The organism is Rufibacter latericius, from assembly GCF_003721515.1.
Taxonomy (GTDB): domain Bacteria; phylum Bacteroidota; class Bacteroidia; order Cytophagales; family Hymenobacteraceae; genus Nibribacter; species Nibribacter latericius.
Genome location: NZ_RJJD01000004.1, coordinates 86,695 through 100,790, shown reverse-complemented (window position 1 = coordinate 100,790; position 14,096 = coordinate 86,695). Strand labels below are relative to the sequence as shown.

The window sequence follows — 14,096 nt, the reverse complement described above, 5'->3', positions numbered from 1 at the left end:
GGTTATTGGAAGTCCTATTTTACAGAAAATCAGTGAAATTTGCCCTATGTGCTTTGCGTATGTTTTCCTTAAAATGGCCTATAAACAGAACAGCCTTTCCCCGGATTACCAGGAAAAGGCCGTACTATTTATTATTTAGTATCGGTTATGACTGCGGCTTCACGGCCGGAAGTGCCTTGCGGGGCAGTTTGTCTTTCCGGATGGCAGATTGGTACACAAACGAAGCCACAATCACAGAGGCTTGCTTCAGGTCATCGGCTTGCAGACGGTCATAGGTGTCCATGTTGGTGTGGTGGGTACGGGTGTTGTACTCCAACTCGTCCTGAATGAACTGGAAACCGGGCAGACCCAAACCATCGAAGGAAAGGTGGTCGGTGCCGCCGGTGTTGCGGTTTGTCACGGTAGTAGCTCCCAGGTCATTGAAGGGTTTCAGCCACTCTTTGAACAGCGGAGCCACGGCCTCGTTTCCTTGCGTGTAGATTCCTCTGATCTTGCCGGAACCGTTGTCCAGGTTGTAGTACGCCGCGATTTTAGTGTGCTCAGGCAAAAGTTTCATGGTAGCCGGGTCACCCAAGTGCTTTTTGGCGTATCCGCGCGAGCCATGCAAACCTTGCTCCTCGCCGCCCCAAAGGGCAATCCGGATGGTGCGTTTTGGTTGCAGGTTCAGGGCTTTGATAATGCGTACGGCTTCCATCATCACGGCCACGCCGGCGGCATTGTCCGTAGCGCCGGTGGCGGCGTGCCAGGAATCAATGTGGCCTCCCAACATCACAACCTCAGACTTCAGCTTTTTGTCGGTGCCCGGAATCTCGGCGATCACGTTGTAGCCCTGCGGATCATCGGTGAGGAAACGGGTTTTGCTTTCCAGTTCCACTTCCACTGGAATACCGGCAGCCAGCAGGCGGCTCATGCGGGCCAAATCTTCCTGGGCCATCTCAAATTCCGGCAACACCGGTTTGGCATCTGAGGCGTATGAGGCGCCGTTGCTGGTGAAGTACGTACCGTGCGAGCCGCTGCGGCCGCTGAACATGGCTACTGCACCTTCCTGCAGGAACATCTCGCTCATCTTGGCCATCAAGGCGCGGCGGGCCTGCATGGTGGCTCGCTGGGCATCGGTCATGGGCGTGCGACCGGCAGTTGATTGCACGGGCTCAGCCATCTTCTGGAGTTGCTCGTCGGTGTAGCGGTTGGCATCGGGCGAGAAGGTGGTTTTGATTGGGTTGGTCACCTCCATCATCACTACTTTGCCTTTCAGTTTACCGGCGTACTGCGCCAGATCTTCTTCTTTGGAGGCCTTCACCAGCATCACCTGCGCTTTCACCGGGCCGTTGGTGCCGGGAGTCCAGGCTTTCGGCGAACCGATCATGGGTTGGTAATAGGGCTTGGTGAGCGCCAGGTATGATTTTTCCACATCCCAACCTTTGCCGAACGTGCCCCATGGTTCAATGACAGCGTTTTTCAGTCCCCAGGAAGTCAGTTTGTCTTTGGTCCACTGGTTGGCTTTGGCAAGACCGGTAGAACCAGAGAGGCGCGGGCCGTTCACATCGGTGAGGTAAAAGGCGATGTCCATTACCTGGGAGTTCTTCAATCCTTCCTGGCGGATTTTCTCTACCACTGCCGCATCCAGCGGTTCTACTTGTTGGGCAAAAGCGGGCATCGCCAGAAAAGCGGCACCTAAGGCTAGTTTGAAAGCTTTGTTCATTGAAGAGGGTTTGTTGGCTTGATGTAAGAGGATGTGTGGGGTAAATATAGGGAAGGAGCTATGATAAACCAACCCACTGGTAAAAACCTGTTCCTGAAAGCAATAGGCGAACCGTTTATCCGGCCGGGGTATACCCTTGGGTGCGTTGGTAGCAGTTCTCCAGCTGGTATTTACCGGTTTTGGTAATGCGATAAACCTCCAGGCAAGACCACCTATTGAAGACCTTGTCGGCGTGGTAGTACTTTTTTACCAGCACCAGTTTTTTGGAAAGCAGCACCAACGGGTAAGAATAGGCATAGTAGGTAGCAGGCGCCAGCCCCAGTTGCTCCAGCACCATGATGTTCTCAGGGAAATCGGCCGAGGTCCATTCGGTTTTCTCCTGCTTTCTGATCTGGCCTTTGATCTGCAGGAAATCCTGCCGGGTGAGGCGGTAATCCATCTTGAGCTGCGGACCCGCCCCGTACAACCCTTGCCGGGCAGCAATACGGCTGTCATCCGATAGGTTGACCTTGGCCCAAAGCGAGTCATTCACATACACCTCAGACACTTTCCAGGGCACGATTTTCTGGTCTACCCGGTTGTGGCGGCCGGTCTGGGAAGCCAGATAGCGCATAAAACTCTGCACCACTTGGGCTTCTGTCTTGCCAACCTGCGCGATACCATCAGTAAAAACCAACCCTAAAAAGCAGAGGAAAACAGAAAAGACGAAAGACTTAAAACGCATGAGAAAGGTAATCCGATAATTCTTCTACAATATCCGCAAAAGCCTTCTGAATCACAACCATGAGTTCCTGTTGCTGCTATCCTTGCACTCCATGCCAGTAAGAACCAATTGCCTGCTTTCCGGCCATTTCCAGGAAAACAGGCTTAAAATGCTTTGGCACGTCAGGCTAAAAGAAAGTTCGTGACTTTACTTCTGGGCTCGGGAATGTGAGGTATTTCCTTTTGATTGGCCGAGGGAAATTCGATGGTTTTGGGGCCTTTTTGCCTAAAACACCTCTAAAACGAAGTTCCCCAGAGGCAGATGCCCAGCAGAAATCCCAAAGCAAACCCAGCATAGACCTGTTTAGAGGTATGCGCTCCAAGAGCCAACCTGGCCGAAATGACCGCTCCGCAGATAATGCATCCGAAGGCTACCGGGTACAGCAGGTAAGCTTCGGGCAGCCAGCCGTGCAGCAGCACCAGAATTCCCAGCGCACCGCCTAACCCGATGCTGTGCGCACTTATTTTCCAGAACTGGTTGATGATGAGCGTAAGGTAGATGGAGGCCGTGATCACCCCCATCATGAGAAAAAACAGACTGTCAAAGAAGGAGATCCGGTAGAACACCACCGTAAGCACCGTGTAGCAGGTAGCCGACAAAAGCAGCGGCCACCGCCGATCAGAGCGGGCATCTAAGGTGATGGAGGTAACCAAGCCGGCCTGCTGCAAAAGCAAAGTTCCCAACACAGGTAACAGAAACGTAAGGATGAACACCAGCAGCAAAATCAGCCGCCGGCCTTCAGGCGGATACGAGAAAACCTCAGGCGGCAAATAATACAGCAGAAGACTGAACAGGTACGTAGGAAGTAACAACGGATGGAATAGCACCGAAAGCACCGTTGCGAGGCGGGGATTCACTTTGTAATTAGGAATTAGAAATTAAAAATTAGGAATTGGGTAGGTGTTAAACTTACCCCTGGTGTTGTATTCCCTTTAAACCTGACACTATAAACCTCATTTCTAATTTCTACTTCATAATTTCTAATTGGAGGCTAGCCCTCCTACAGTTCTTTGCGCAAACGAGCCACGGGAATGTTCAGTTGCTCGCGGTATTTGGCCACCGTACGGCGGGCGATGTTGTAGCCTTTCTCGTTGAGCATCTTCTCAATCTTATCATCAGATAAGGGCTTGCGCTTGTTCTCGGCCTCAATGATGTCTTTCAGGATGGCTTTCACCTCCCGGCTGCTGGCGTCTTCGCCGGCGTCGGTGGCGATGCCTTCAGAGAAGAAGAACTTCAGTGGGATGATCCCGAACTCAGTCTGCACGCTTTTACTGTTGGCTACCCGGCTCACGGTGGAGATGTCCATGCCTATGTCCTCGGCGATGTCTTTCAGGATCATGGGCCGGAGCTTGCTTTCGTCGCCTTCCAGGAAATAGTCGTACTGGCGGCGCAGTATGGCCTCCATGGTGCGTAGGAGCGTGTTCTGGCGCTGTTTGATGGCATCTATGAACCATTTGGCGGCATCTAGTTTCTGCTTCACGAACGTGACCGTCTCCTTCAGCTTCTTGTCTTTCTTGGAGCTCTTGTCATACGCATCGAACATGTCGGCGTAGGAACGGGAGATGCGCAGGTCTGGGGCATTGCGGGCGTTCAGGGAAAGCTGTAATTGGCCGTCTTCGTTTGTGATGATGAAATCGGGGATCACATACTGCACCCGCGTGGCACCGCCGGTTCCGCCGGGCTTGGGGTTCAGCTTCAGGATCAGGTCAATGGCCGCTTTCAGCTCGTAGTCCTCAAGCTCCAGTTTCTGCTGTATTTTAGGGTAGTGCTTTTTGGTGAACTCGTCAAAACAGTCGTGGATGATCTGCTCGGCTACTTCGGTGATATCGTCTGGATCGCGGCGCTCCAGTTGCAACAAAAGGCATTCCTGCAGGTCACGGGCAGCGATACCTGGCGGATCAAATGCTTGGATGCGGCGCAGTACGTCTTCAATCTCCTCGGGGCTGGCGTCTATGTTCTGCGAGAAAGCCAAGTCGTTGGAGATGGCCTGCAACTCGCGGCGGATGTAGCCGTCCTGGTCAATCGACCCGATGAGCTGCTCCCCGATAGCCAGTTGCTTAGGGTTCAGATTCAGGAAGCCCAGTTGGTCCATGAGGGCATCGGTGAGGGAACCGGTGAAGGCAATGGGCATTTCGCGGTCTTCCTCATCGCCGGGGCCGTCGCCCTGCATTTTATAGCCGGCAACCTCGTCATCGTTGATATAATCGCCAAGGTCCACATCGTCATCGTCGCGGCGGGCTTCGTCTTCGGCAAAATCATCCTCGGTGTTGTCGAAATCATCATCGGCATCACTGTTGGAATCGTCGTTATCGGTCGCGGGCTCATCAGCGGCATCTCCCTCTTCCAAAGCGGGATTCACCTCCAGTTCTTCTTTGATGCGGGCCTCCAGTTCAGCGGTAGGCACCTGCAGCAACTTGATGAACTGTATCTGCTGCGGCGATAATTTCTGGGATAAAAACTGTTTTAAATCTAGTCTCTGCATACATAAACGGCGCCGGCCACTCACGTGCGGTCTAGCCCAAAGTTATGGTTTTTTACTACTGGTTTGCAAAAAAGGTTAATTTTGGCACGCGCCTTTGGCGCAAGGTATCAAGTAAAGGGCATCAGAGGGCAAGACTCTTCTTTCTGTTAAGATTTTTGCGCCTGTATCCCTACTTTTGCACGGGTCAACTACGTGCTACTTGATACGTGCTACGTGATACGCTATTCAAAATGAAAAGAATTAAAGTACAGGAAGTTCTTCAGACGCCGGCCAGCGGCCAGGAGGTGTTGGTAAAAGGTTGGGTGCGCACCAAGCGCGGCAACAAGTTTGTGACGTTTATTGCCGTGAACGACGGCTCTACTATCCATAATATTCAGGTGGTGGCCGACATGACCTTGTTCACCGACGAGGCCTTGAAGGAGGTGACCACCGGCGCCAGCGTGTCGGTGCTGGGCACGTTGGTGCAGAGCCAGGGCAAAGGCCAAACCGTGGAAATCCAGGCCCGTAGCATTGAGGTGCTGGGCACCGCCGACCCTGAGACGTATCCTTTGCAGAAAAAAGGCCACTCGCTGGAGTTCCTGCGCGAGATTGCCCACCTGCGCCCGCGCACCAACACGTTTGGCGCGGTGCTGCGCGTACGGCACGCCATGGCCTTTGCCGTGCACCAGTACTTCAACAACAAAGGTTTTTTCTACATCCATACACCCATCATTACCGCCTCAGATGCTGAAGGCGCCGGTGAGATGTTCCGGGTAACCACCCTTGATCCGGTGAACCCGCCTCGTACCGAGGCCGGCGAAGTAGACTTCTCCCAGGATTTCTTCGGAAAATCAACCAACCTGACCGTTTCGGGTCAGTTGGAAGGTGAGGTAACCGCCATGGCCTTGTCTGAGATCTACACCTTCGGACCAACCTTTAGAGCCGAGAACTCCAACACCAGCCGTCACCTAGCCGAGTTCTGGATGATTGAGCCCGAGATGGCCTTCTATGAACTGGAAGACAACATGGAACTGGCCGAGGATTTCCTCAAGTACCTGGTGCGTTATGCTTTGGAGAACTGCCAGGATGACCTCCAGTTCCTGAACGACATGTACGACAAGGAACTGCTCAGCCGCCTGAACTTTGTGGTGGAGAATGATTTCCAGCATCTGACCTACACCGAGGCTATTGAGATCCTGAAGACGGCCAAGCAGAAGTTTGAGTACAAAGTGGATTGGGGCACTGACCTGCAAAGCGAGCACGAGCGCTACCTGGTGGAGAAGCACTTCAAGAAGCCTGTTATCCTCACTAACTACCCCAAAGACATCAAGTCTTTCTACATGAAGCTGAACGATGACGGCAAAACCGTACGCGCCATGGACGTGTTGTTTCCGGGCATCGGGGAAATCATCGGTGGATCGCAGCGGGAGGAGAGCTACGAGAAACTGGTGACCCGCATGCAAGAGATGGGCGTTCCGGAGAAAGAAATGTGGTGGTTCCTGGATACCCGCCGTTTTGGAACGGTGCCGCACAGCGGCTTCGGGTTGGGTTTTGAGCGCCTGCTACTGTTTGTGACCGGCATGGGCAATATCAGAGACGTGATTCCTTTCCCTCGTTTCCCGAAGAGCGCAGAGTTTTAAAAAGCTCTTTATTAAAGGCTTCGGCTCAAAAAGGGCCCTATTGCGAAAGCAGTAGGGCCCTTTTGTTTTAGGGCCATTTTGGTTAAAGTAGCCCCATTTCCTTCTTCTCTATTCTTAAGTGATTACTTCTCCATCTTTATATCGCTCCGCTTGCTTTCCTCACTTTTCCACATAGCCTGGGGAGCATTTCCCTTCTGTGTTTTTTCGACTACCTGAAAGAACCCAGCACATCTCATCTAATCCTTTTCCGTAAGAACTCTTCATGGGCCTGAACTTTCCTGCGCCATTTCTCTTGAACGATACAGCATTAGCTATGATGAGCCCTGTGCTAACAGAAGGCTCCTGCCATAATTTGAGAAAGACCTATCAAGAGTTATCTAGCACTAATTCTAGCAGGGAAATAGGGGAAGCTTCCTAATCTGCTTACATCCGGCAACTTTTTTGATTCCATAATCCTATTGGATGCCACCTTTTCTGCTGTTTATACGTAGTTCCCCTATAAAGCTGAAGGACAGCTAACAACCTCAAAGTAAACCTGATTTTGGAAGTTCACTTAGTCTGTAATTCAACCTTACTAAAACTTCCAATACCAATATAATTACAATTAAGGTCACAATAATTATTTTAACGCAAGTTTATTAGCATTTAACTAGTACATTATTTTACTTTGCAACGAACACAAAGTCAACCCTCAACAAACTATCTATGTTAAGACGTTTTACTCTCCTCGTGCTTACGTTTACTTTCGTCCTGGCAGTGGGCTCTGCTCAGGCCCAAAGCAATGAACAAAAAAACAAAGAGCGCATTGCTGCGATGAAGCAGAAAGAAAAAGAACGCGCCGAATTAGCCAAGCAAAAAGCCAAAGAGCGGAAGGAACTTGCCAAACAGAAACAGATTGCCCGCGAGGCCCTCATTGACGCCAAATACGAAGCCATGGATGCAGCCTTCGCGCAAAAAGAGGAGGCAAGAAAGCAAGCCGAAAAGGAAAGAGCCGCTGCCCTGAAACAAAAAGAGCAAGAGAAGAAGGAAGCTTTAGAAGAGAAAGAAGAGGCGCTTAAAGAAAAAGAGCGCCAGGCGAAACTTGCCCTGAAAGAGAAGGAAGAAGCCAGAAAGCAAGCCGCCAAAGAACGCGCTCAGGAATTGAAGGAAAAAGAAGCCGCCCGCAAGCTAGCCGCAAAAGAAAAAGAAGGTAACCGCAAGATTGCCTCCAACAAATAACCTGCAAGCGCAGAACTGCTTCTTAACAAAAGATCATAAAACCCCAAGCGCCCAATTGATTGGGCGCTTGGGGTTTTATGATTTACAAACTTTGGGAAGTCTAACAATGAATCGTTTTAAGGCCACTTTCCTGAAAACCGCCCTAAAACACAGGTCTGTTTACTTATAATTGGCTTTGCCTGTACCCTAAAGCCAGCTACCTCCCTGCTTAACTATACTAATGGGCCAGTTGGCAATAAACCACACCGGAACAAATAAAAGGCCGGCAACCATAAGCGGGCAAGTTGTAGATTTGCTTCCTGGGTCAACTTCAGCCTTTAAAAATTTCCTGCCTTCTAGCGTCTGCTGCAGTCACTTACAAAATCCTTATTCCTCGACAGGATAAGCCGAATTTTCTCCTCTTTATCTGCTTTCAGCCTGTTTTCCTAAAGTATGCTTAATAATGCATTTAGGGCTATTTGAATCAAGCAGCCTCAACTCCTGTATACTTAATTCCCTATTTTATGTAACTAAAATATTATTTCTACCTAAAATTTATTTTTGTTTATAAAAAATATAACTATTATTGGCAAACATATATTCTACTTACATCTCTTTTTATCAAAGATCATTATCTCATATTTCATTCATCATGGAAAACCTGTACCAAATAAAGTCTACAGCAGTGCTACGGTTTCTGGTCAAAACCCTGGTTGTCTTACTGATCTTAGACCTATGCGCAATGTCAATAGAGTATTACCTGCGGGTTTATGGGGATGCTTCCATCACAGGATCTTATTCCTTTAAATACTATGTAACGGGAATGTTTGCCTTTGACGGCGAAAGAAACCTTCCGGCGTATTTTTCAACCATCAACCTCTTTATCAGCGCTTTCCTGCTTTACTCCATTTCTCAGCACGTAAAGGCCAGCCAGAAAACCTCGCAGTACAAGAAATGGCTTTTCATGAGTGGCATGTTTGCCTGGCTGGGCCTGGATGAGTTATTCTCCATCCATGAACTACTGGTGAAACCCTCCCGGAACTTTCTAAAAGAGTCGCTTCAACAAGACAACCTGGGTTTGCTGAACTTTGCCTGGTTTGTACCCTACGTGCTGCTTTTCGCCTTTGTGGGCCTTTATCTGGTGAGGTTCCTTTTAGCGCTGCCCAGAAAAACTCTGTTCCGTTTCGTCATGTCTGGGATCATCTTCATTTCAGGGGCAGTAGGCATGGAAATGGTTGGCGGTGATTTCATCGCCAACAAAGGCGACGGCTTAGATCCTGTTTATAAACTATGCACTTCGCTGGAGGAAGTACTGGAGATGCTGGGTATTATTTTCTTTATCAGGGCAATTTTGCAGCACATGGAGCAAGAACTTTCGCTTCATAACATCTTCGGCATGGTGCTGTACAGAGGCAAGAGCGAAGACGCCGTTCCTGCCATAAATACCCAAGGGAAACAGGCCTTCCCTACAGGAACCCAGAAAAAGCGAGTTCCCGCTACTACTCCAGAGGTTCCGTACATTCTACACACCTAAGGCTATTCTTTCCGAGGCCCATGCCGCTTTCTCTTAGCGTACGGGCCTCGGAAAAATCCGCTTCATCTGCCTCTCTGCTGTCAGGCTGCCACAGGTTTGTACAGAAACACGCACAAGGGAAAACCAGTCTACTGACCTTAATCTTCCTGTTTTCCTCTCTTAATTAGGCATTCCAAAGAAAGAAATAGATCAGGAAGACACATCTAGAGAAGCTTCCGCATCAGGAAAATCCAAAACTGTGCTGGATAAGCCGAAAAGCCACAGCGTCTCCAAAAATCAGAGCTCTGCTTAACCAACGCTACTTTATATCAAGCGCTCTAATCACCCTCGACTTTAAAGGGTATAAGTGCTTCTCTATTCTTTGCCAAGGCTGCAATCTCAAACTCCTGCTTCTTACCTTTTAGATAGGAATGCTTCACAGTTTTTACAATCTCTGTGAATGCGAATTGCAGACAAAGTTACCTTGAATTATAAATTGTATTCCATAAAGTGTTTTTATAATTTAACCATCGCTTATGTTCTATTCTTGCATAAGAATCGCTCAAAGAACAACTAATTCAGCTATCATGCCTTTTTCTATTCCTTTTCCTGAAGCCAATAAGAAAGGTTTCTTTCTGAGTTTCGATAAAGACCTTTTACAGCTAGAAACGATTCACGGCTTTTTAAGCGAGACGTACTGGGCCAAGGGTATTCCCCGCCAGACAGTGAAAAGAGCCATTGACCACTCGTTGTGCGTAGGCGTGTATTTTGAGGGAAAACAAGTCGCCTTCGCCCGCCTGATCACCGACTATACCACCTTTGCTTACCTCTGCGATGTCTTCGTGTTGGAGGAGCACCGGGGCAATGGGCTTTGCAAATGGATGATCAAGGCCTTCAGAACCCACCCCGAACTGCAAGGGCTACGCCGCTGGATGCTGGCCACTCAGGATGCGCACGACCTGTACAGCCAATTCGGGTTTGAGCCCCTGCCCCATCCAGAGCGCTTCATGCAACTGCACACACCCAACATCTACCAAAAGCCGTCGGCCAGGGCCGAGGAGCATAAATAGGCCAGACTCCACCTGGTCAGCGCAAGCGTGAGCGTTTTTGCCTTCTTTTCCGTAAAAGAAGGCAAAAACATAAAAGCGCATGCATTCTTCAGTCCTTCATACATCCCCGAATTCCATTTTGCGAATTCTCCTGCCTTTTCTGGCAGCAGCCTTTTTCTGCTTGGCCCAAGCTTGCAGCAGCACCAGCAAACTGCCTCCGGCTCAATCAACCTCTGAGTTTTTCCAAAAGTACCGAAACCAGGCGGGCTTCAAGGGCACCACGGTTCCGGTGGGCCTAGTATCTCGGTACCTGGCAAAAGAGGTTTCGGATACCACCGTACGGGCGGCGCTGGCCAACATCTCCTCGGTGCGCGTGCTCACCTTCACCCCTACCGACCGGAAATCTATGCGGTTCCTGGAGCAGGGCCTGACCCAGGAACTGGACCAGGTGTTGCAGAAAGACAGCTATGCGGCTATCCCGTCGCTGACCGAAGACCCGGGCTCACTGCAGTTCAGGATGCGGCAGTCTCAGGAACAGGTGCAGGAGATTGTAGGCTATCGCAAATACGGCAACTCGTTTCTGATGCTTCAGGTCAATGGCCGTTTCACCCGCCAACAGGTAGAATTAATGCTCCAGAAAATTGACCCCGAGCTGCTTCTTCCTTTGCTGGGTTAAGCAACGTTATTTTTCTTCCGCAGAAAATAAGAAGCCGCTTTGGGCCTGTTTCTAGAAAAACAGGCCCAAAGCGGCTTTTGGATTTGGCACTCTCCAGATGGCTGAAAGTTGACTTAGAGAGATACCTCTTTAAAATACACGGTGAACGTACTGCCTTGGCCTTGTTTGCTTTGCACCTCTATGTACCCGCCATTGTTTTCAATGATGCGCTTCACAATATAAAGGCCAATGCCGGTGCCCTCTACGTGGGAGTGGAACCGCCGGAACATGGTGAACAGTTTTTCCTGCTGGTCTTCCCTTATGCCCAAGCCATTGTCTTTCACGGTCAAAACCACATATCCGTCTTTCTGGTCGGTAGTGACGGTAATCATCAGTTTACGGGAGGGATCCCGGTATTTGGCAGCATTGGAGACCAGGTTATAGAGAATGCTGCGCAGGTTCTTGCGCGCGTACCGAAGGTGTTTCACCTCAAAGCACGTTTGCAATTGCACCTCGGCTTCGTGGATCATCGGGGCGATGTCTTCTTCCACGCCGGCCAGAATCTCTGCGAAGGAAAGCACCTCGGCTTGTGAGTCCAAGTCTTTCTGCACTTTGGTGATCTCGGTGAGGTCATGAATCGTGCCTTTCAGCTTATTGATGGACGAGGCCACCATGTGCAGCAGCAGGTGCTCTTCGCTATCCTCTTTGCCGTCAACCGTTTCCAGAAGGGCGGTGGTCAAGCCCTCCAGGTTAGCGAGCGGCGAGCGCAGGTCATGTGAGGCGGTGTACACGAAATTATCAAGGTCGTTGTTGATCCTGATGAGTTCCTGGTTTTTCTGGTTCAGCTCGTTGTTGATGGCGGAGAGCTGCTGCCGGCTTTGCACTTGCTCGGTTACTTCCACCGCAAAGGTGAGCACCGACTCCACCGCGCCTTTGCTGTTCAGGATAGGTTGGTACACAATGTTGAAATAGCGCACCGTTTCCTCCCCCTCGGGTGAATCATCAAAGGCAACCGGTACTTCCTGCCCGATGAAAGGTTCGCCAGTCTCCACAATGCGTTGGATGGCGTTTTTGAATTTCTCGCGTTGCGGCACAGGCAATGATTCAGTGGCGATTTCCCCTACTTTGGCTTTCCCATCATACAGGGTGTTCAGGTAAGAGTTCACCAGCGTGTACCTAAGGTCTTTCGCTTGCACCAGTCCCACAATGGCCGGCACCTGCATGAAAATCTTCTGGAGGGTATCGGCGCTTTCTTTCAGCCGCTGCTCCATTTTAATACGGTCACTGATGTCAATGGCCGAGCCGATGTAGCCCATGAATTCTCCCTCGGCGGTGAACCGGGGAATGCCCATGGTCATCACGCCACGGTATTGGCCGTCGCGGCGACGCAGGCGGTACTCCACCTTGAATTCGTTTTTCTCCTCCCGGGCCTTGGCATAGGTTTGCGTACTGGCTTCTGCATCTTCGGGGTGGATGTACTGCAACCATCCTTTTTCCAGGTTGTCTTCCAGGGTAGAGCCCGTGAACTTGAGCCACTGCCGGTTCACGTAGGAGCAATCGTTGTTTTCATCGGTGATCCAGATCATCACGGGGGCGCTGTCGGCCATGTTCCGGAAACGGGCCTCGCTTTCCAGCAAAGCCTGTTGGGCTTTCCGTTCTTCGGTCACGTCGCGCACCTCCAGGATATGGCCCACCACGGCGCCGCCCTGCTTTACGTAGCGGGTGGAGCACACCACCGGAATATGGTTTCCGTCGCGGCACAGGAACGTGTCTTCAAAGGTGTAGGACTTCTGCGACACCAGTTCAGGGGCCAGGTTGCCGGGTTCCTGACCGCTGTGCACCAGTTCATACAAAGGTCGGCTTTTGAGCTCCTGCAGGCTGAAACCAAGCATTTTCTCGGCCGCCGGGTTCTGGAAACTACAGTACCCTCGGTCATCCAGCATAAACAAACCCGCCGTGGTGTTCTTGGTGATGAGCTCAGTGAGTTGGTTGGATCGCAGGTACCGTTGCAGGGACCACACCACAAAGAAAATGAGCAGACTGATGATGCAGCCGCCCAGCAAAATAAGGTCATGCTGGTCAATGCCGCTGGCTTCCCTGAAACCCCAGGTGGCCTTGTAGCGGATGGTCCAGGTGCGACCTGCAAATTTGATGACATCTGTGGCCAGCAACAGGCTGTCCTGGTTTTCAGAGGGGTCTATCTGCGCGGCGTTTCTATACAACAAAGCCTCTTCCTTGACTTCTTTCCCGTCATAGATAGAGATACTGATGTCATTGAACTCCCCCCCGATGGTGTTGTTGAACAAGTCACTGGCCCGGAAAGGCGCGTACACAAAGCCCCTCAACTTGGCCCGGCGCTCCATTAGGTCAACAGGGTCTTCGCCACCATAATAAACGGGCATATACATAAGTAAGCCCGGCTGTTCGCTGCCGCCGCCTTCCTGCACCAGCTTCACCTTTCCGGTCATGGCCGGAAGATTGACGTCTCGGGCGGCTTCCATAGCCTCGCGCCGGGCAGGATCCTGGAACATGTCAAAACCGAAGGCCCTCTTGTTCAGCCCGGTCATGGGCTCTATGAAGATAATGGAAGTATATTCAGTGCGGGAGCCTTCGGGCCACACTTTGAAATCAGGAAAGCCCTCAGCCCGGACGCGTTCCTCCAGTTCAGGCACCTGCTCTGGCGTAAGCATCACCGAAAACCCGATTCCCTGTACCCCTGGGTAGTTCTTCTCAATCTGCAGGGAACTGAGGTAGTCCTGGAAATCGGCGCGGGTCACGGAGTCTGAGGCCGTAAACAGCCCGTTCACTCCTTTCAGGATTTGCAGGTAATACCCCATCCGGCGCTCCAGGGTGGCTTTGATCTTTACCTGCTGGATCTTAAAATCCTGCTCGTCTTCTACCTGGTCGTTGGTTCTGGACACATAGTACGCATACAAGGTCATCCCCAGTACCAACACAAAGGAGCCCAGGGCCAGATAGTAGTCTTTTAAGCGGGAAAATATCATGTATTGTCAGTTCGCTACACCTTTGGCGCTGTGCTACCGGTGTGGTATAAGTTGGCCAAATGAACACCGTCGTTTTTGGGGCCTTTTATTAAAAACAGGCTGAAAGCAGAG

Annotated in this window: 10 protein-coding genes; 5 read left to right on the top strand and 5 right to left on the bottom strand. The window is 50.8% G+C overall.

The annotated features are described in order from the left end of the window. Nucleotides 1-145: 145 nt before the first annotated feature. From EFB08_RS08395 to rpoN, 4 genes are all read right to left on the bottom strand, one after another. A complete protein-coding gene (locus EFB08_RS08395; RefSeq protein ID WP_123126505.1) occupies nt 146-1,702 on the bottom strand; it encodes a M28 family metallopeptidase in 1,557 nt (518 codons plus the stop codon). Between the two features lie 115 nt (nt 1,703-1,817). Then, entirely contained in the window at nt 1,818-2,426 is a 609-nt protein-coding gene (locus tag EFB08_RS08390; protein WP_123126504.1) for a hypothetical protein, read from the bottom strand. Between the two features lie 275 nt (nt 2,427-2,701). Beyond that, entirely contained in the window at nt 2,702-3,322 is a 621-nt protein-coding gene (locus EFB08_RS08385) for a hypothetical protein (protein ID WP_125077683.1), read from the bottom strand. A gap of 143 nt (nt 3,323-3,465) precedes the next feature. After that, nucleotides 3,466-4,947 carry an RNA polymerase factor sigma-54 gene (rpoN, locus tag EFB08_RS08380; protein WP_123126502.1) on the bottom strand — a complete coding sequence of 494 codons (1,482 nt, stop codon included), beginning with the start codon at nt 4,945-4,947 and terminating at the stop codon, nt 3,466-3,468. Nucleotides 4,948-5,177: 230 nt separating this feature from the next. On the opposite strand from rpoN, the gene asnS reads away from it, so the two are divergent. From asnS to EFB08_RS08355, 5 genes are all read left to right on the top strand, one after another. Then, nucleotides 5,178-6,566: an asparagine--tRNA ligase gene (gene asnS, locus EFB08_RS08375; RefSeq protein WP_123126501.1), complete on the top strand. Its 1,389-nt coding sequence runs from the start codon at nt 5,178-5,180 to the stop codon at nt 6,564-6,566. 705 nt (nt 6,567-7,271) lie between these two features. Beyond that, nucleotides 7,272-7,784, top strand: coding sequence for a hypothetical protein (locus EFB08_RS08370; protein WP_125077682.1), 513 nt, complete (start codon nt 7,272-7,274; stop codon nt 7,782-7,784). A gap of 721 nt (nt 7,785-8,505) precedes the next feature. After that, entirely contained in the window at nt 8,506-9,297 is a 792-nt protein-coding gene (locus EFB08_RS08365) for a hypothetical protein (protein WP_125077681.1), read from the top strand. Nucleotides 9,298-9,863: 566 nt separating this feature from the next. Continuing rightward, nucleotides 9,864-10,346, top strand: coding sequence for a GNAT family N-acetyltransferase (locus tag EFB08_RS08360; RefSeq protein WP_123126498.1), 483 nt, complete (start codon nt 9,864-9,866; stop codon nt 10,344-10,346). Nucleotides 10,347-10,506: 160 nt separating this feature from the next. After that, entirely contained in the window at nt 10,507-11,001 is a 495-nt protein-coding gene (locus tag EFB08_RS08355) for a DUF4252 domain-containing protein (protein ID WP_165864836.1), read from the top strand. Nucleotides 11,002-11,114: 113 nt separating this feature from the next. Here the strand turns inward: EFB08_RS08355 and EFB08_RS08350 are convergent, their stop codons facing one another. Beyond that, the gene (locus tag EFB08_RS08350; RefSeq protein WP_123126496.1) at nt 11,115-13,985 is read right to left on the bottom strand and encodes a CHASE domain-containing protein; all 2,871 of its coding nucleotides are present in this window, start codon (nt 13,983-13,985) and stop codon (nt 11,115-11,117) included. Nucleotides 13,986-14,096: the final 111 nt, after the last annotated feature.